At 69.0% G+C, this 17,704-nt stretch carries 18 protein-coding genes; 5 read left to right on the top strand and 13 right to left on the bottom strand.

The features are described 5' to 3' along the window. The first annotated feature begins 129 nt into the window (after positions 1-129). Positions 130-1,836, top strand: coding sequence for a long-chain fatty acid--CoA ligase (locus EPAKOI_RS11765; protein WP_423192275.1), 1,707 nt, complete (start codon positions 130-132; stop codon positions 1,834-1,836). Between the two features lie 146 nt (positions 1,837-1,982). On the opposite strand, the gene EPAKOI_RS11760 is transcribed toward EPAKOI_RS11765, so the two are convergent. Together EPAKOI_RS11760 and EPAKOI_RS11755 are read right to left on the bottom strand one after the other, a co-directional pair. Beyond that, complete coding sequence (locus EPAKOI_RS11760) at positions 1,983-2,783, bottom strand: ankyrin repeat domain-containing protein (RefSeq protein ID WP_216643973.1); 801 nt, start codon at positions 2,781-2,783, stop codon at positions 1,983-1,985. 22 nt (positions 2,784-2,805) lie between these two features. Beyond that, the gene (locus EPAKOI_RS11755; protein WP_423192274.1) at positions 2,806-3,603 is read right to left on the bottom strand and encodes a gamma-glutamylcyclotransferase; all 798 of its coding nucleotides are present in this window, start codon (positions 3,601-3,603) and stop codon (positions 2,806-2,808) included. Positions 3,604-3,835: 232 nt separating this feature from the next. Between EPAKOI_RS11755 and EPAKOI_RS11750 the strand changes: the two genes are divergently transcribed. Continuing rightward, positions 3,836-4,156, top strand: coding sequence for a hypothetical protein (locus tag EPAKOI_RS11750; protein WP_124683553.1), 321 nt, complete (start codon positions 3,836-3,838; stop codon positions 4,154-4,156). Positions 4,157-4,245: 89 nt separating this feature from the next. On the opposite strand, the gene EPAKOI_RS11745 is transcribed toward EPAKOI_RS11750, so the two are convergent. The 7 genes from EPAKOI_RS11745 to EPAKOI_RS11715 all read right to left on the bottom strand — a co-directional run bounded on the left by EPAKOI_RS11745 (position 4,246) and on the right by EPAKOI_RS11715 (position 8,862). Then, positions 4,246-4,593, bottom strand: a complete 348-nt coding sequence (locus EPAKOI_RS11745; protein ID WP_124683554.1) for an FKBP-type peptidyl-prolyl cis-trans isomerase — start codon at positions 4,591-4,593, stop codon at positions 4,246-4,248. A 46-nt stretch (positions 4,594-4,639) separates the two neighbouring features. After that, complete coding sequence (locus EPAKOI_RS11740; protein ID WP_124683555.1) at positions 4,640-5,188, bottom strand: YaeQ family protein; 549 nt, start codon at positions 5,186-5,188, stop codon at positions 4,640-4,642. Positions 5,189-5,312: 124 nt separating this feature from the next. Then, positions 5,313-5,633 (bottom strand): hypothetical protein, encoded by a 321-nt coding sequence (locus tag EPAKOI_RS11735; protein ID WP_423192273.1) that lies wholly within the window; start codon positions 5,631-5,633, stop codon positions 5,313-5,315. A 154-nt stretch (positions 5,634-5,787) separates the two neighbouring features. Further along, complete coding sequence (locus EPAKOI_RS11730; protein WP_423192272.1) at positions 5,788-6,387, bottom strand: YceI family protein; 600 nt, start codon at positions 6,385-6,387, stop codon at positions 5,788-5,790. Between the two features lie 11 nt (positions 6,388-6,398). Further along, entirely contained in the window at positions 6,399-6,785 is a 387-nt protein-coding gene (locus EPAKOI_RS11725) for an MAPEG family protein (RefSeq protein WP_313835149.1), read from the bottom strand. A gap of 98 nt (positions 6,786-6,883) precedes the next feature. Then, a complete protein-coding gene (locus EPAKOI_RS11720) occupies positions 6,884-7,114 on the bottom strand; it encodes an RNA-binding S4 domain-containing protein (RefSeq protein ID WP_124683559.1) in 231 nt (76 codons plus the stop codon). Next, on the bottom strand, positions 7,114-8,862 hold the full coding sequence (locus EPAKOI_RS11715; protein ID WP_124683560.1) for a glutamine--tRNA ligase/YqeY domain fusion protein: 1,749 nt from the start codon (positions 8,860-8,862) through the stop codon (positions 7,114-7,116). The genes EPAKOI_RS11720 and EPAKOI_RS11715 overlap by 1 nt, the downstream gene beginning before the upstream one ends. A gap of 294 nt (positions 8,863-9,156) precedes the next feature. Between EPAKOI_RS11715 and EPAKOI_RS11710 the strand changes: the two genes are divergently transcribed. Then, a complete protein-coding gene (locus tag EPAKOI_RS11710; protein ID WP_124683561.1) occupies positions 9,157-10,626 on the top strand; it encodes a CoA transferase in 1,470 nt (489 codons plus the stop codon). 31 nt (positions 10,627-10,657) lie between these two features. Here the strand turns inward: EPAKOI_RS11710 and EPAKOI_RS11705 are convergent, their stop codons facing one another. Together EPAKOI_RS11705 and EPAKOI_RS11700 are read right to left on the bottom strand one after the other, a co-directional pair. After that, positions 10,658-11,299: a pyridoxamine 5'-phosphate oxidase family protein gene (locus tag EPAKOI_RS11705; protein ID WP_423192271.1), complete on the bottom strand. Its 642-nt coding sequence runs from the start codon at positions 11,297-11,299 to the stop codon at positions 10,658-10,660. Between the two features lie 230 nt (positions 11,300-11,529). Then, complete coding sequence (locus EPAKOI_RS11700) at positions 11,530-12,390, bottom strand: PhzF family phenazine biosynthesis protein (protein ID WP_423192270.1); 861 nt, start codon at positions 12,388-12,390, stop codon at positions 11,530-11,532. Positions 12,391-12,599: 209 nt separating this feature from the next. On the opposite strand from EPAKOI_RS11700, the gene gltS reads away from it, so the two are divergent. Then, the gene (gene gltS / locus EPAKOI_RS11695; protein ID WP_124683564.1) at positions 12,600-13,793 is read left to right on the top strand and encodes a sodium/glutamate symporter; all 1,194 of its coding nucleotides are present in this window, start codon (positions 12,600-12,602) and stop codon (positions 13,791-13,793) included. Between the two features lie 129 nt (positions 13,794-13,922). Here the strand turns inward: gltS and ggt are convergent, their stop codons facing one another. Both ggt and EPAKOI_RS11685 read right to left on the bottom strand, forming a co-directional pair. Continuing rightward, complete coding sequence (ggt, locus tag EPAKOI_RS11690) at positions 13,923-15,548, bottom strand: gamma-glutamyltransferase (protein ID WP_423192269.1); 1,626 nt, start codon at positions 15,546-15,548, stop codon at positions 13,923-13,925. Between the two features lie 50 nt (positions 15,549-15,598). Further along, positions 15,599-16,576 carry a Bug family tripartite tricarboxylate transporter substrate binding protein gene (locus EPAKOI_RS11685; protein WP_423192268.1) on the bottom strand — a complete coding sequence of 326 codons (978 nt, stop codon included), beginning with the start codon at positions 16,574-16,576 and terminating at the stop codon, positions 15,599-15,601. Positions 16,577-16,738: 162 nt separating this feature from the next. Here EPAKOI_RS11685 and EPAKOI_RS11680 point away from each other — a divergent pair, with 162 nt between their 5' ends. Then, entirely contained in the window at positions 16,739-17,623 is an 885-nt protein-coding gene (locus tag EPAKOI_RS11680) for a LysR substrate-binding domain-containing protein (protein ID WP_124683567.1), read from the top strand. The last annotated feature ends 81 nt before the right edge of the window (positions 17,624-17,704 follow it).

The following is a 17,704-nucleotide window of genomic DNA, read 5'->3' as shown; positions in this document are numbered from 1 at the left end:
GCGGGAAAACCTCCGGTTGAAAATAGAACGGTCGTTCAGTTATATTGCTTGACCACTACGCGGGGCCCACCCTGCGAACACCCGCCTTCCGAAAAAACTGGTCCTCGAAGACCGTCCGCAGGAGACATCATGACCACCACGCCCGCCCGCCCGCACTTCCAGTTCTGGCCGAAGCGCGTGCCGACCGAGATCGTGCTGCCCGAGACCTCGCTCTGGTACAACCTCGAAGTCTCGGCGCGCCGCTACGCGGACAAGGCCGCGATCCGCTATTTCGGCAACGCCATCACGTTCCGCGCGCTGCAGGACCAGGCCACCGCGCTGGCGGGCTGGCTGCAGCAGTCGGCCGGCGTGAAGAAGGGCGACCGCGTGCTGCTGTACATGCAGAACTGCCCGCAGTTCATCATCAGCTACTACGCCATCCTGCGCGCGGACGCCGTGGTCGTGCCGGTCAATCCGATGAACCGGGCCGAGGAATTCAAGCACTACGTGACCGACGCCCAGGCGCGCGTGGCGATCTGCACGGCAGACCTGGCGGCCGGCGTGATGCAGGCCGACGCCGAGATCCCGGCCGACCAGCGGCTCCAGCACCTGCTGGTCACGCAGTACGCCGACGCGCTGCCCGCCACGTACGAATTCCCCGAGGATGCCCCGCCCGCATGGCTGGCCGCCGAGCATCCGCTGCCGGCCGGCGCCTCGCCGTGGGCGCAGGCGCTGGGCGCCGGCCAGCAGCCGGGCCCGCATACGGCCGGGCCCGACGACATGGCCGTGATGCCGTACACGTCGGGTACCACGGGCTTTCCCAAGGGCTGCATCCACACGCACCGCTCGGTCATGCACAACGTGATCGGCGGCGCCACGTGGTCCGGCAGCGGCGCGGAATCGGTGATCCTGTCGGTGCTGCCGCTGTTCCACGTGACCGGCATGCAGTACGGCATGAACGGCCCGATCTACACCGGCGCCACCGTGGTCATGCTGCCGCGCTGGGACCGCGAGGTGGCCGGCCGGCTGATTTCGCGCTACCAGGTCACGCACTGGACCAACATCCCGACCATGGTGATCGACTTCCTGGGCAGCCCGAACCTGGCCAGCTTCGACGTCAGCAGCCTGCGCTACATCGGCGGCGGCGGCGCGGCCATGCCGCAGGCCGTGGCCGAGCGGCTGAAGACGCAGTTCGGCCTGAGCTACCTGGAAGGCTATGGCCTGTCCGAGACCATGGCGCCGACGCACAGCAACCCGTCGGACCGCGCCAAGCTGCAATGCCTGGGCGTGCCGACGTTCAACACCGACGCCCGCGTGGTGGACCCGGTCACGCTGCAGGAACTGCCGCCGAACGAGGTGGGCGAGATCATCGTGCGCGGCCCGCAGGTGTTCAAGGGCTACTGGGGCAAGCCCGACGCCACGCGCGAGGCGTTCATCGAGTTCGAGGGCCGGACGTACTTCCGCACCGGCGACCTGGGCCGCATGGACGAAGAAGGCTACTACTTCATCACCGACCGCCTGAAGCGGATGATCAACGCGTCGGGCTTCAAGGTCTGGCCGGCCGAGGTGGAAAACCTGCTGTACAAGCACCCGGCCGTGCAGGAAGCGTGCATCATCGGCACCCGCGACCCGTACCGCGGCGAAACGGTCAAGGCCGTGGTGGTGCTGCGCGCCGACGCCAAGGGCAAGACCACGCCCGAGGACATCATCGAATGGGCCAAGGAAAACATGGCCGCCTACAAGTACCCGCGCGTGGTGGAATTCGTCGACGCCCTGCCGAAGTCGGGCACGGGCAAGGTGATGTGGCGACAGTTGCAGGAAACCGAGAACGCGCGGCAGACGCCGGCAGCGGCGTGAGGTAGCGGGCGAGGCGTTCGCTGTTCTTGCTCCCCGCTCCAGCCGTGCGGGAGCGGGGTCGGGGATGAGGGCGTTGAGGTCCCAGATGCGACATGTCGCGGCAGAACCGCCTTGCCCCACCCCCAACAGCCAACACCCTCCCTGAATCAATGCCCCCGGGCCCGCATCAGCGCCTTCACCATCGTCTTGTAGCCGCGCTCGCGGGCGTGGCGTGAGGGGGTGATGCCTTCGCGGTCGGCCAGGTTGGCGTCGGCGCCGGCGTCCAGCAGCAGTTGCACCACTTCCTCGTAGCGCGTGCTGCCGTCGCCCAGGATGATGGCTTCCAGCAGCGCCGTCCAGCCGAGCTGGTTGACGCGGTCCACCGGTACGCCGGCCTTCAGCAGCAGCTTCACCACTTCCACGTTGCCATGCTGGCTGGCCGCGATCAGCGCGGTGCCGTCGTAGCGGTCGGTGCTGCGGACGTCGGCGCCGTGCGACAGCGACAGCCGCACGATGTCGAGCTGGTTGGTGGCCGAAGCCAGCAGAAACGCGCTGTTCGATTCCCCGTCCTTCTGATTCACGTCGGCGCCGGCCATGATCAGCGCGCGCGCCACGTCGCCGCGGCGGTTGTAGACGGCGGCCACCAGCGCCGAGCGGCCGCGTTCGTCCACGGCCGACAGCGACGCGCCGGCCCGCAGCAGCCGGTTCACGAGATCGAGGTCGCCGATGCTGGCCGCTGTCACCAGATTGCGATCCAGCGCGGTCATGCCTTCGCCGCGCGATGGCGGGCTGGCCGGCAGCGGGCGCGGCATCGGCGCGGGCGCCGAGGCATCGCGCATGCCGCCCAGCGATCGCGCCAGCGTCTGGCCGCCCTGGCCCGCCAGCAGCCCGCCCGCCATCAGCAATCCCATCAACCCGAGCATTTCGGCAAGTGCCTGGCGGCGGTGGCGGGTCTGGGAGGGCGTCATGATGATCGGCGTTGGGCTGCGGTCAGACGGTTTCGTGTGGATGGACGGCGGCGGCCACGGCGTCGTCCGGGCGCGTTGCCGCGCTGGCCGAGGTGGCCACCGGCGTGGCAGTGGTGCAGGCCGCCCGGGCCGCCTCGGCTGCGTCGCGCTCCTGGAGCTGGCGCCAGAGCCGGCCCAGGTAAGGATCGTCGACGCCGTGCGTGGCTAGCCCCAGCAGGGTTTGTTGCAGGTATTCGCGGGCGGGGCCGTACAGGCCGCAGGCATGGCGCAGGCAGTCCACCACGCGCGCATCGGGCAGGCGCCCGGCGTAGCCGGCGTGGGACCGGTTCATGACGAAGGCGAGCGCGCGCTGCTCGGGCGCGTCCGGCGCCTGGTCCAGCTTCACGCGCAGCCAGCGCGGGTGGTAGGCGCCCGTCATCATCTCGCGGCGCCACAGCACGCGGAATTCCTGCTCCACCACGTGGCTCGGGATGCGAAACACCATGCCCGTGCAGCTACCGCCCCGGTCCAGGCCCAGCACGAGGCCGGGGTTGTCCCAGGTGCCGCGATTGATCTTCGAATAGAGGTAGAAGCCCCGGTGATAGCCGTGCACCGTGGCCAGCCGGCTTTCGGTGTGGACGACCATGGGGTTCCAGATCAGCGATCCGTAGCCGAACACCCAGACGTCGCCGTTCAGGTCGGCCGTATCGGGCCGGCAGGCCAGCGCGCAGCCCAGCGAGCGCTCCACGTCGGCCTCAGGCAGCAGCGAGGACGCGACCGGCGAGCTGCACAGCTTGGTGCGCAGCCGGTCTGCCTCGAGGTCCTGTCTTGTGATGGCCATGGCTGAAAGAATAATCCAAAGCGCATTGATGCGTCGCAAGCAAACCACGGATTCGTGCCCGGGTGTGTGCAGCAGGCAACGGTCGGGGGCTTGCCCGAGGGGCCGCCGATTGGCCGGATCGGGTGCCGGGTCACTACAATAGGGGCCCTAACGCCCGGGAACTGCCGTGCAACTGACGGCGAACGGGCGTGCAACTGTCGCGCAATGTGCAGCGACCTTCGGAGAACCGGACATGGCGCATACCCTGACCGTGGTGTTTGGCAGCGGCAAGGAATTTGAATTCACGCTCGCGGACAATGATCTGGCGGCGCTGACCGACGACGCCGCCTGGCGCTGGTTCGACCGCGAGTACGCGGAACTGGACTGCCAGGCGTCCAGCCCGGTCGGCAAGGTGCTTGTGATCGACAAGATCCTCAACGTTGCCAAGTTCTCGGGCGAGAACCGGTTTGCCGCCGACGCCGCCTGGGCCCAGGACTTCGCCCGGCATGCCGGCAAGCTGCTGGACCGCGACAAGGTGCGCATCGACGTGGGCAACGCCGCGATCGGCTTCTGAGCGCCGCGCGGGCCCCAGGAATGACAAACGGACGCCGAGGCGTCCGTTTTTGCGGGTGGCGCGCCGGATCAGCCCGGCGCCGGCCGGTCTCAGACCGACAGCAGCTCCACTTCGAACAGCAGCGTGGCGTTCGGCGGGATCACGCCGCCGGCGCCGCGGGCGCCATAGCCCAGGTCCGCCGGGATCACCAGGCGGCGCGTGCCGCCCACCTTCATGCCCTGCACGCCTTCGTCCCAGCCGCGGATCACGTGGCCGGCACCCAGCGGGAAGACGAACGGGTCGTTGCGGTCCTTGCTCGAATCGAACTTGCGGCCAGCCTGGCCGTTTTCGTACAGCCAGCCGGTGTAGTGCACGGTCACGTGCTTGCCGGCCGTGGCTTCGGCGCCCGAGCCGACGACGGTGTCTTCGAACTGCAGGCCGGAGGGAGTGGTTTGCATCGCGGTCTTCCTTGTCTGTGTGGCGATAAAGGGGTGGCCGAGGCGGCTAGTCTTCGGCGCGCTGGAGCACTTCGCGCGTCAACTGCACGTTGTGGTCGTCGTCGCTGACCCAGATGTCGCCATCCTGGATCGTGACGGACAGGCGCATGGCGCGCTGGGCCATCTGCGCCAGCGCGTCGACCGCTTCGGACGGCACATTGTAGACGGTCACGTTGCGCAGCTTGCCGGCCTTGCCGGCCATGCCCTTCCACCACTCGCGCGCGCTGGCGCTCTGATAGGTATAGACCGTGACGCGGTCCGCGCGCGACGCGGCGCGCTTCAGACGCGTCTCATCGGGCTGGCCGAGGTCGATCCAGTGGGCGATGTCGCCGGTCAGCGTCTTGTCCCAGAGGTCGGGCTCGTCGGGGTCGTCCAGGCCGCGCGTGAACGCCAGCGTTTCGCTGGCCTCGCAGGCAAAGGCGAGCAGCCGGACCATCATCCGTGCATCGTTCTCGGACGGATGCTGCGCGATGGTCAGCGTGTGGCTGCCGTAGTACGGCCGGTCCATGTCCGAGACGGACAGTTCGGCCTTGAAGATCGTGGATTTGAGCGCCATGGGATCGGGATTGCGGCGCGTGCCCGGGACCGTGCCCGGCACGCGAAAGGCCGCATCATACGTGATCCGGGCGGCGGCGCGATGGAAAACCGGCGCGAAGAACGTGCGCCGCCGCGCCCAGCGGTCAGGGCTCGCGGCTCGGGTTGCGGTAGTCGCCCAGCCAGAAGCGCAGCACGGCCGACGCCAGCACCAGCGCCAGAAAGGCCGCGGCGGCCACCAGCGCCAGGCCGCCATCGGTATTGATCTGGCCGGCCATGGCCACGCGGGCCAGCAGCACGCCGACCAGGCTGGCCAGCAGCGGCAGCAGCAGGGCGCCACGGCCGTAGGTACGGAAGGCCCAGAGTGGGAACCGGCGCAGGAAATTGGCCGGAATGCTACATACGGCGCAGGCACCGGCAGCAGCCAGCGACGCCGCAACGACGTCGTTCGGGGAAATCAGGCTCATCTTGACTCGCGTCTGGCCGGTACGCATAGGCGAAACGCGGCAGGATGGGAAGAGGGAAGGCGCTGATTTTACTGAATTTTTTTCGCGCAAAGGTGACGCGCGGTCGTCATCGCCCGTCGTGGTTTTCCCTTTTTCCCCGGATGGGGCGCAAGCGTCACGGCGCCGGACCGTCCGGCGCCGCTTCGACGGAAATCCGCAACGTGACGGTATCGCCGACATCGGGCAGGAAACGCGTCATGCCGAACGCGCTACGCGCGAATGTGGCGTGAAAGTCGCCTCCGCAGACGTCGCGACGGATGCCGAACAGCACGGTCTGCCCGCAACTGAACCGGTCGGCCTCCAGCCGCAGCGGCTGCGTCACCCCGTGCAGCGTGAACGTGCCTTCGACGGCGACCAGCCGTCCCGCTTCCACGACAAAGCGGTTGGCCTGCAGCCGGGCGACCGGAAAGTTCTGCGCGTCGAGAAACTGGCCGGACCGGAGCACCCCGTCGAGGCTGCGGTTACCGCTGTCGACTGAGTCGGTGTCGACGGTGAAGTCGATCGCGCCGGCGCCGGTGGCGGGGTCATAGATCACACGGCCGTCGATCTTGCCGAACCGGCCTCGGACCGTGGTGCGGTCGAAATGGCTCGCCTCGAAGTACACGCTCGTATGCGTGGGATCGACGGCGTACTGGGTCGGTGCCGCCCAGGCCGGCGGGGCAAGCAGGGCGACCAGCGCGACCGTAGCCCTGGCGAAACGGTACGGCCCCGGCATGGCGGGACTCCTTAATGGACAAACACCGGCAGCAGGAAGATGCCGACCACCGTCAGGTAGCCGATGGTCCAGCACAGCGTGCGCAGCGTGGCGCGGTCGGTCAGGTAGCAGATCGTGTAGAGGATGCGGACGACGACGAAGAGCATCGCCAGTTCGTCCAGGCGCGCCTGCGGGGCGTCGAGGTGCGTAGCTACCAGCACGGCCGCGGCAAAGAACGGAAACGCTTCGAAGTGGTTGCGGTGGGCCATGTCCGCGCGGCGCGCCCGGCCGCTCTGCTTTTCCAGCCACGCCCGGGGGTCGTGGTTGTCGAAGCCGGTGCGGCCGCCCATCTTGGCGATCGACACCGTCAACACCGGCAGCAGGCCCGCTACCAGCACACACCAGAACGCGATCGGCATGACTCTCCTTGCGTGTTTCGGTGCGGAGGCGGCGGATGCCGCCCCCTTGTCAGTCGCGGCACCGGTCATCTGGCGCTGTGCCGATGCCCGGCGCCGGGTCAGGCCGCGACGACCTTGATGCGGATGCCGTCGGCGCCGCCGACGTTCACCACCTGGCCGGCGCGGATCTTGGCGGTCTTGCGCGATTCGGCCGCGCCATCGACAGCCACCTCGCCGGCGGCGACCAGCGCCTTGCCGGCGCCGCCGCTGTCACAGACGCCCGCCAGCTTCAGCAGGTCATTCAGCGCGATGAACTCGCGGTCGAGCGGGAACGTGATCGTCTGCGCCATCACTTGCCCCAGCTATCCTTAAGCCCGACCGTCCGGTTGAACACCGGCTTGCCCGGCTGCGAATCGATCCGGTCCGCCACAAAGTAGCCATGGCGCTCGAACTGGAAGCGGTCCTCCGGGCGCGCGTCGCGCAGGCCCGGCTCCAGGTAGGCGGTCACGACCTTCTTGGAATCGGGATGCAGCGCGTCCAGGAAGTTCTTGCCGCCCGCGTCCGGGTTCGGGTCGTTGAACAGGCGGTCGTACAGCCGCACCTCGGCCGCGCAGGCGTGGGCCGCGCTGACCCAGTGGATGTTGCCCTTGACCTTGACGCTGTCGGCGCCCGGCGTGCCGCTCTTGGTCTCGGGCAGGTAGTTCGCGTGCACGGCCACCACGTTGCCGTCCGCGTCCTTGTCCACGCCCGTGCACTCGATCACGTAGCCGTAGCGCAGGCGCACCTTGTTGCCCGGGAACAGGCGGAAATAGCCCTTCGGCGGGTTCTCGTTGAAGTCCTCGCGCTCGATCCACAGCTCGCGCGACAGCGGGAACACGCGGCGGCCCATCTCGGGCTGCTTCGGGTGCACCGGCGCCGAGCATTCCTCGCTCTGGCCCTCGGGGTAGTTGTCCAGGATCAGCTTGACCGGGTCCAGCACGGCCACGCTGCGCGGCGCGCGGGCGTCCAGGTCGTCGCGCACGGCGCCTTCCAGCGTGCTCATGTCGATCCAGCTGTCGGCCTTGGACACGCCCACGCGGTCACAGAACAGCTGGATCGATTCCGGCGTATAGCCGCGCCGGCGGATGCCGACGATAGTCGGCATGCGCGGGTCGTCCCAGCCGTCCACGCGCCGCTCGTCCACAAGCTGCTTCAGCTTGCGCTTGCTGGTGATCGCGTAGGTCAGGTTCAGGCGCGCGAACTCGTACTGGTGCGGCAGCGGGCTGGCAAAGACGCCGGCGTCGCGCAGGTGTTCCAGCACCCAGTCGTAGAGCGGGCGGTTGTTCTCGAACTCCAGCGTGCACAGCGAATGCGTGATGTGCTCGATCGCGTCCGAGATGCAGTGGGTGAAGTCGTACATCGGGTAGATGCACCACTTGTCGCCCGTGCGGTGGTGATGGGCGTGGCGGATCCGGTACAGCACCGGGTCGCGCATGACGATGTTCGGCGCGGCCATGTCGATCTTGGCCCGCAGCACGTGCTCGCCGTCGGCGTACTTGCCGGCGCGCATGTCGCGGAACAGCGCCAGGTTTTCCTCGACCGTGCGGTCGCGGAAGGGCGACGGCTTGCCCGGCTCCGAGAAGTTGCCCCGGTTCGCGGCGATCTGCTCGGCGCTCTGGCTGTCCACGTAGGCCACGCCGCGCTCGATCAGCGTCTCGGCAAACTGGTACAGGCGGTCGAAGTAATCGCTCGCGTAATACAGGTGCGGCGCGGCGCCGGGCTGGCTGGCGTCCCACGAGAAGCCCAGCCAGTGCACGGCGTCGATGATCGAGTCCACGTACTCGGTGTCTTCCTTCACCGGATTCGTGTCGTCGAAGCGCAGGTGGCAGCGGCCGCCGTAGTCGCGCGCGAGCCCGAAATTCACGCAGATGCTCTTGGCGTGGCCGATGTGCAGGTAGCCGTTCGGCTCCGGCGGGAAGCGCGTGATGACGGTCGGCAGCGGCGCGCCCTGCGTGTCCGCGCGGCCGGCGTAGGTGCCGGCGGCGAGGTCCTGGTCGATGATGGTCCGCAGGAAGTTGGAGGCGGCGGGCGTGTCGGTAGGCTTGTTGTCGTGGCTCATGTTGGCGCCGCATCACATGCGGCTCGATAGCTGGAAGGCGCGGCCCGGGTCTGGATTGACCCTGCCGCGCGTCCTGATGTTCCTGGGATCTGGTGCGCAGAGGCTGCGACGAATGGGGCGATTTTACCGTGCTTGCGGGGCGACACGGCAGTGGCTCCCCATTTTCAGAATCGTCTCAACCCCGCGGCCGGGCGAGGTGGTGCAGAATCCACGGCACGGTACTGCTGCGCCGTGTCCGTCCGTGCGACGCCATCGTCGCATGCCGCCCCATTTCTTGCCGCAGGAAAACACGCCATGAATGCCGCCAGTTCTGCCGGCCTTGCCGGATCGACCCACCAGGCGCCCGCCGACGCGCTTGCCGCGCTGTGGCGCGACGCCGCCATGCCGCCGGACGCGCTGTCCCACCTGACCCTGACCGGTGCGGACCCGATCCTGCCATCGAGCTTCGCCATCGGCACGGCGGCGCAGGCCAGCCTGGGGGCGTCCGCGCTGGCCGCCGCCGCGCTCTGGGCGCAGCGGACCGGCCGCTGGCAGTCGGTGTCGGTCGACATGCGGCACGCGCTGGCCGAATTCCGCAGCGAACGCTACCTGCGGGTCAACGGCGGCCCTGCCCCGGAGCTGTGGGAAAAGATCGCCGGCCTGTATCCGTGCGGGGATGGCGGCTGGGTGCGCCTGCATACGAACTTCCCGCACCACCGGGACGGCGTGCTGAAGATCCTCAAATGCGCGCACGACCGGGACGCCGTGCGCGCCGCGCTTGCGCACTGGAAGGCCGAGGACTTCGAGACCGTGGCGTCGGACGCCGGCATGGTCGTGGCCGCCCAGCGCTCGCTGGAGACGTGGCTGCGCCATCCGCAGGCCCAGGCGCTGGCCGGCCTGCCGCCCGTGACCATCGAGAAGATCGGCGAGGCGCCGCCCGAGCCGTTGCCGGCCTTTCCGCCGCACGCCGAGATCAATGTCGACGCCCGGCCGCTGTCCGGCGTGCGGGTGCTCGATTTCACGCGGATCATCGCCGGGCCCGTGGCCGGCCGCACGCTGGCCGCCCACGGGGCCGACGTGCTGCTGGTGACGGCGGCGCACCTGCCGTCGATGCCGTCGCTGGTCATCGACACGGGGCGCGGCAAGCGGTCGTGCCAGCTCGACCTGCGCGACCCCGACGACAAGCGCACGCTGCACAAGCTGTTTCACGGCGCAGACGTGGTGGTGCAGGGCTATCGCCCCAACGGGCTGGCGGAACTCGGCGCCGGGCCCGAGGCGGCGGCGCGGGCGCGGCCCGGCATTGTCTATGTCTCGCTGTCGGCCTACGGCCATGTGGGGCCGTGGTCGGGCAAGCGCGGCTTCGATTCGCTGGTGCAGACGGCCACCGGCATCAACGACGACGAGGCGCGGGCGGCCGGCAGCGCCGAACCCCGGCCGCTGCCGGCACAGGTGCTGGACCACGCCACCGGCTACCTGCTGGCGTTTGGCGCTATGGCCGCACTGCACCGGCGCTCGGTGGAGGGCGGCAGCTGGCTGGTGCGCGTGTCGCTGGCGCAGGTGGGGCAGTGGCTGCGCAGTCTGGGCCGTGTGCCCGACGGCGTGACCGTGCCGGACCAGCATATCGACGAGGTGTCGGACCTGCTGGAAGTGGCCGAATCGGGTTTTGGCGAACTGACCGTCGTCCGGCATGCGGCGAAGCTGTCCGAGACGCCCGCGCACTGGACGCTGCCCTCGGTGCCGCTGGGCTCGCACGCGCCGGAGTGGCTGCCGCGCCCGCCCGGCTGAGGCGCTGGTAGCGCCAGTAGCGCTACTGGCGCTAGTAGAGCGTAGTGCGGATGCGCTCGGGCAGTTCGCGGTCGTAGGCGGCGCCGTCAATCGCGTTCTGGCTCAGGTCGGCCACCATCGTGCCGGTGCTGGGCAGCGCGTCGCGCGATATCTGGGCGTCGGCGGCCCACAGGCGCGAGCGCAGCAGGGCCCGGGCGCACTGGAAGAAGGCCGAGTGGATGCGGATCACCAGCACCGTGGTGGGCGCCTTGCCCTGGACGACGCAGCGGGCGATCAGCGCGGGATCGGTGCTGATGGTGGCGGTGCCGCTGATGCGCAGCGTCTCGTTGACGCCGGGCACCAGGAACAGCAGGCCGACGCGCGGGTCCTTGAGGATGTTGCGCAGGCTGTCGATGCGGTTGTTGCCACGGCGGTCGGGCAGCAGCAGGGTGCGGTCGTCGAGCACCTGCACGAAGCCCGGCCCGTCGCCGCGCGGGGAGCAGTCGCCGCCGTGCTCGTTCTGGGTCGAGAGCAGGCAGAACGGTGAGGCGTCGACGAAGGCGCGGTAGTGGGGGTGCAGGTAGTCGACCTCCTTCGCCAGCGACGCGCCGCGCGGTTCGTCGTACAGCGCTTCGAGGTCGGCAAGCTGGGCAATGTCGTGGGAGGGAGCGGGCGAGGGGGTGTGCGGGGGCATGGGATGGCTCAACAGGGCGGACGGGACCACGGAGGCGCCAGTATGGCGCACCGCGATCCCGACATGATGAAACAGCGAAACAGGGGCACAGCGACGACGACACAGCGACAGCTTTAGCGGCACGCCAGGGATGCCGGCATCGATGCCGACTCCGGGGCCGGCATCGGCGCCGACTCCACCACACGGCGAACGCGGCGAAAGCACCCGCCGCACCGACCGCGCTGGCTGCCTCAGACCGTGACGGTGCCCCGGCCCAGTTCGATCACGCGGCCGCCGACGCGGATGGCGCCGTCGGCGGTCACGGACAGGTCCAGCCGGCAGGGCCGGTCGACGAATTCGCCCTGGTCGACCTCGAACCGTGCGGGCAGGGCATGGCCGGTGGCAATCAGCCAGCCGCCCAGGTTGGCGCAGGCGGAGCCGGTGCCGGGGTCCTCGGATACGCCGCCGCCCTGCTTGGTGAAGAAGTAGCGGGACAAGACCTTGCCCGGCTGGGCGGGATCGAACGCGAACACGTAGGCGGTCTTGCGGCCCAGGCTGCTTTGCGGCCAGCGGTCCAGGCGGCTGCTGTCGGGCTGGGCGCGGCGCACGGCGTCGGGCGTCTTGAGCGGGACGAGCAACTGGTCCGCGCCGGTGTCGACCCACATCGGCGTGCCGGCCAGGTCGTCGGGCTGCAGGCCGAGCAGCGATGCCATCTCGGCGTCCGGCAGGCCGGCCGGCGCCGTCCGGGGTGCGCCGGCATGCGGGGCGGTCAGGGTCCAGCGGTCGCCGCTGGCGGTCACGGGCACGATGCCGGCCGGGAAGGACAGCGTCAGCGCGTCGCCGGTGCGGGCGAGGTCCCGCACGACGTGGGCCGTGCCGAGCGTGGGATGGCCGGCAAAGCGCATCTCGTAGCCGGGCGTGAAGATCCGCACGGCGGCGTCGGCCTGGTCGGACGGCAGCACGAACGTCGTTTCGGACAGGTTGAACTGCAGGGCCAGCGCCTGCATGGTGGCGTCGTCCATGCCGCGCGCGTCCTCGAACACGCAGAGGGGGTTGCCGCCGAACGTGGACTCGGCGAAGACATTGACGATGCGGAAAGCGTAGGTGGCCATGGGTCGCGCCGTGGAGGGCAGATGGAGAGAAAGGAAGGGGAGCCGAAGCAGGGAACCGAACGGCCAGTGTACGGAACTGCCCACCGGAAGCCATGCACAGTTTCGTGCATGTGGGGCAGAACAGTTGCGGTGGCACGCTTTTAAGGAGACGGCGATTGGCGGGTGGCGGGCGGGCGCCAAGAATCTAGATTTTCTGCCAATCGATCGCCATGCTGGAATTGAACAACTACGAAACGCTCGTCGCGGCCTCGCTGGTGCTGCTGGTGGGCCGCAAGCTGTTGAAGGTCACCCCGCCGCTGCGGGCCTTCAACATTCCCGAACCGGTGGTGGGCGGCCTCGTCGTCGCTATCTGCCTGCTGCTGGCCCGCGTGACGGCGGACTTCCAGGTCAAGTTCGACACGTCGGCCCAGACGCCGCTGATGCTGGCGTTCTTTGCCTCGCTCGGGCTCAGTGCCAACCTGGCCAGCCTGAAGCAGGGCGGCAAGTCCATTGGCGTGTTCCTGATCGCCGTGGCCGGCCTGCTGGTGATCCAGAACACGATCGGCGTGGGGCTGGCCAGCGCGCTGGGCCTGCCGCCGGCCACGGGCCTGCTGGCCGGATCGATCGCGCTGTCCGGCGGTCACGGCACCAGCGCCGCCTGGGGCTCGACGTTTGCCGAGCAGTTCAGCATGTCCTATGCCACCGAGCTGGGGGTGGCGTGCGCCACGTTCGGGCTGGTGCTGGGCGGGCTGGTGGGCGGCCCCGTGGCGCGCTACCTGTTGCGCAACGTGGCCAAGCCGGGCGTGACGGCGGACGACCAGGTGCTGACGTTCGAGAACCCGCAGGCCGTGCGGCCGATCACCGCGTCGGCGCTGATCGAGACGTTGGCGCTGATCCTGGTCTGCCTGACCGCCGGGCAGGCGCTGGCCGGCGTGTTCAAGGGTAGCTGGCTGGAGCTGCCGACGTTCGTCTGGGTGCTGTTCGTCGGCGTGGTCCTGCGCAACGGGCTGGCGCTGCTGGGCTGGTACACGGTGTTCGATCGCGCGCTGTCGGTGCTGGGCAACGTCAGCCTGTCGATGTTCCTGGCGATGGCGCTGATGAGCCTGCGGCTCTGGGAGCTGGCGTCGCTGGCGCTGCCGATGGTGCTGATCCTGCTGATCCAGACGGCGGCCATGGCGCTCTATGCGGTCTTCGTCACGTTCCGCGTCATGGGCCGCAACTATGACGCGGCCGTGCTGGCGGCCGGTCACTGCGGGTTTGGCCTTGGCGCCACGCCCACGGCCATTGCCAACATGCAGGCGATTACCGACCGCTTCGGGGCCTCGCACCTGGCCTTCCTGATCGTGCCGATGGTGGGCGCGTTCTTCATCGACCTCGTCAACGCCGTGGTGATCAAGCTCTTCCTGAGCCTGCCGATCTACTGATACCCGGCTATTCCCCTCCTGCATCCGCAATAAAAAAGGCGCCACGGCATGACCGTGGCGCCCTGCAGGACTTCGTACTGCGTGCTGCGGTACTGCTTGAGACTCCGGTTCTACAGCGGGCCGGCGGCGTCAGAAGCCCACGGCCTGGCCGTCGCGGCGGCTGTCGCTGGCGGCCACGTAGCCGTGCTCGGCATCTTCCGACAGGCGCCAGATGAACTGGCCCGACCCGAAATCCATGTACGGATCGTCCACCGACTTGAGCTGGTGGCCGCGGTCCTTCAGCCCGGCCACGGTGTTCGGGTCCATGGTGCCTTCAACGTCCAGCGTGAAGTCGCGGTTGACCTTCCAGCGCGGGGCGCAGCACGCGGCCTGGGGCTGCTGCTTGTAGTCCAGCATGCGCACCACGGTCTGCAGGTGTCCCTGGGGCTGCATGTCGCCGCCCATCACGCCAAAGCTCATCTGCGGCTGGCCATTCTTGGTCAGGAAAGCCGGGATGATCGTGTGGAACGGGCGCTTGCCGCCTTCCACCACGTTGGCCGACTTCGGGTCCATCGAGAAGCCCACGCCACGGTTCTGCAGGCTGATGCCGGTACCCGGCACCACCACGCCCGAGCCAAAACCCATGTAGTTCGACTGGATGAACGAGATCATCATGCCGTTCTCGTCGGCGGCGGTCAGGTAGATCGTGCCGCCGGTGCGCGGCATGCCGAAGTCGAAATGCGTGGCGCGCTGCATGTCGATCAGCTTGGCGCGCGACTTCAGGTAGCCGTCGTCCAGCATCTGCTCGGGCGTGACTTCCATGCTGCGCGGGTCGGCCACGTAGCGGTACAGGTCGGCAAAGGCCAGCTTCATCGCCTCGATCTGCAGGTGCTGCGAATCGACCGAATCCACGGGCAGCGCGCCCACGTCGAACTGGTCCAGGATGCCCAGCGCCATCAGCGCGGCGATGCCCTGGCCGTTCGGCGGAATCTCGTGCACTTCGTAGCCACGGTAGGACTTGCTGATCGGCTTGACCCAGTCCGGGCGATAGTTGCGCAGGTCGTCCAGCGTCATCGCGGCGCCGCATTCCTTGCTGAACGCGGCGATCTTCTCGGCGATCTCGCCCTCGTAGTAGGCGCGGCCCCCGGTGGCGCCGATCTTGCGCAGCGTCTCGGCGGCGGCCTTGAACTGGAACTTCTCGCCCACGTGCGGCGCGCGGCCGTTGGGCATGAACGTGTCGGCAAAGCCCGGCTGGTTCCTCAGGTCCGGCACGGCGGCGGCCCACTTGTGCGCCACCACCGGCGGCACGGCGTAGCCGCGCTCGGCGATCTCGATGGCCGGCTCCATCAGGTCCGCGAACGGCAGCTTGCCAAAGCGCTCGTGCAGCGCGGCCCAGCCGGCCACCACGCCCGGCACGGTCACCGAGTCCCAGCCCCGGATCGGCCGGTTGGCCAGCCCGTTGCCGTCGGCGCCGTACTTGTTCTTGAAGTAGTCGGTGTTCCACGCGGCCGGCGCCACGCCCGACGAATTCAGGCCGTGCAGTTCCTTGCCGTCCCAGAGGATCGCGAAGGCGTCGCTGCCCAGGCCGCACGAGACCGGCTCCACGAGCGTGATCGCGGCGGCCGCCGCGATGGCGGCGTCCACGGCGTTGCCGCCCTTGAGCAGCATGCGCAGGCCCGCCTGCGCCGCCAGCGGGTGCGACGTCGAGACCACGTTGCGCGCAAACAGCGGAATGCGCACGGTGGGGTAGGGGTTGGTCCAGTTGAAGGTTTGCATGGTTGTCTCGTAGTAATGCTATGCGTTGTATGGGCTGGCCGGCGTGGGCATCAGTCCACCTGGATCTTGCGGTCCTTGATCAGCTTGCCCCAGCGGGCGCTGTCCTTCCTGACCATCGCGGCGAACTGGGCGGGCGTGCCGCCCACCGGTTCGGCGCCCAGCTTGGCCAGGCGGTCGCGCACGTCCTGGGACTGGATGGCCTTGTTGAACTCGGCGTTCAGGCGGCTGACGATCTCGGGCGGCAGGCCCTTGGGACCGTAGATGCCGAACCACGTGTCCGATTCGAAGCCCGGCAGGCCCGATTCGCTGGCCGTCGGCAGGTCGGGCGCCAGCGGCGACCGCTTCAGGCTCGTCACGGCCAGCGCCTTGAGCTTGCCGTCCTTCACGTGCGGCATGCCCGAGACGATGCTGTCGAACAGCACCTGCACCTTGTTCGAGATCAGGTCGGGCACGGCCAGCGCGGTGCCGCGGTAGGGGATATGGGTGATGAACACGCCAGCCTGGGCCTTGAACGCCTCGGCCGTCAGGTGGACGACCGTGCCGTTGCCGCTGGACGCGTAGTTCAGCTCGCCCGGATGCTTCTTGGCGTAGTCGATCAGTTCCTTGACGTTCTTGACCGGCAGCTGGTTCGGCACCACCAGCACGTTCGTGGCCGTGGCCACCTGGCCGATCGGCGTGAAGTCGGTCTCGGTGTTGTACGGCAGGCGCGTGTTGATGAACGGGCCGATCGAGTGCGTGCTGGTGGTGGCGATCAGGATCGTGTAGCCGTCCGGCGCGGCCTTGGCGGCCATGTCCGAACCGATGGCGCCGCCGGCGCCCGGCCGGTTGTCCACCACGAGTTGCTGGCCCATGTTCTGGCCCACCTTCTGCGCAATGGCGCGCGCCAGCAGGTCGGTGGCGCCGCTGGCCGGGAACGGCACGATCAGGCGGATCGGCTTGCTCGGGTAGGTATCGGCCAGCGCCGGTGCGGCGGCCAGGGTCAGGCTCGTGGCAAGGCCGATGCCAAGATGGCGTAGCCAGTGATTCATTGTGCGTCTCCGGTACGGATGGGTGCGTCGTGGAACTGCGGCAGGAAACCGAAATTATTCCGTGCCCGGCCCCATAATGAAAGTTAATATTCCTTGCTTGATTGACAAGAAAAACTTGTGATTCGCCGGCCGGGCTGCCGTGCCCGCCGCGATGCACCAACCATGAGCACGATCCGCTTCCTCCGAACCTTCGTGGCCGTGGCCGAGCACGGGTCGTTTGCGGCCGCCGCCAGCCAGGTCGCCCTGACCCAGGCTGCGGTCAGCCTGCAGATGCGTTCCCTTGAGCAAGAACTGCGCCGCGCGCTGTTCGACCGCAGCGGCCGGGTGGCCGTGCTCAATGCCGACGGCCGCGCGCTGCTGCCCCAGGCGCGCCGGCTGCTGGCGCTGTACGACGAGATGCGCGTGCCGCTGGCCGATGCCGAGGCCATGGCCGGCGCCGTGGCGGTGGGGGCGGTGGTATCGGTCATGGGCGGGTTGTCGCACGTGGTGGCGGGGCTCAAGCAGACCTACCCGGCGCTGGACGTGCGGCTGATCGGCGCCAAGTCGTTCGAGCTGGCGGCGATGGTGGAAAGCGGCGAGCTTGACGCCGCGTTCGTCGTGGAGGGCTCGGCCCGGCTGGCGGGCACGCTGCACTGGACCCCGCTCTACGACGAGCCGATCGTCGCGATTGCGTCGCGCGGCAGCCACGGCGACGACGCCCGGCAGGCGCTGGCCGCCAACCCGTTCCTGCGCTTCGACCGCAGCCAGCGCACCGGCGCGCTGGTGGAGCGGGCGCTGCGGCGCGCGCACCTGCGCACCAACGAGTACCTGGAGCTGAATTCGATCGAGGCGCTGGTGGAACTGGTGCGCCAGGAGGTGGGGGTGACCGTCGTGCCGCTGCTCAAGCGCGCCCGCTGGCGCGACGACAAGGCGCTGCGGATCCTGCCGCTGCGCGCGGGCGGCGAGCCGGTGGTGCGCACCATCGGCATGCTGGAGCGGCGCGACCACGGCCGCGTGCACGTGACCGAGGCCATCCGGGCCGCCTGCGAGGCGCTGTTCGGCACCTAGGCCATGGCGCGCCGGCAAAAGAAAAAGGGCGCCACCGGGGCGCCCTTTCCTTGCTCGCGGCCGATGGGCCGCGCGGCAGTC

It is taken from the genome of Cupriavidus sp. H18C2 (genome assembly GCF_049393795.1).
Taxonomy (GTDB): Bacteria; Pseudomonadota; Gammaproteobacteria; order Burkholderiales; family Burkholderiaceae; genus Cupriavidus; species Cupriavidus pauculus_C.
Note: the sequence above shows the minus strand (reverse complement) of the source record. Positions and strands in the feature narration are given on the sequence as shown.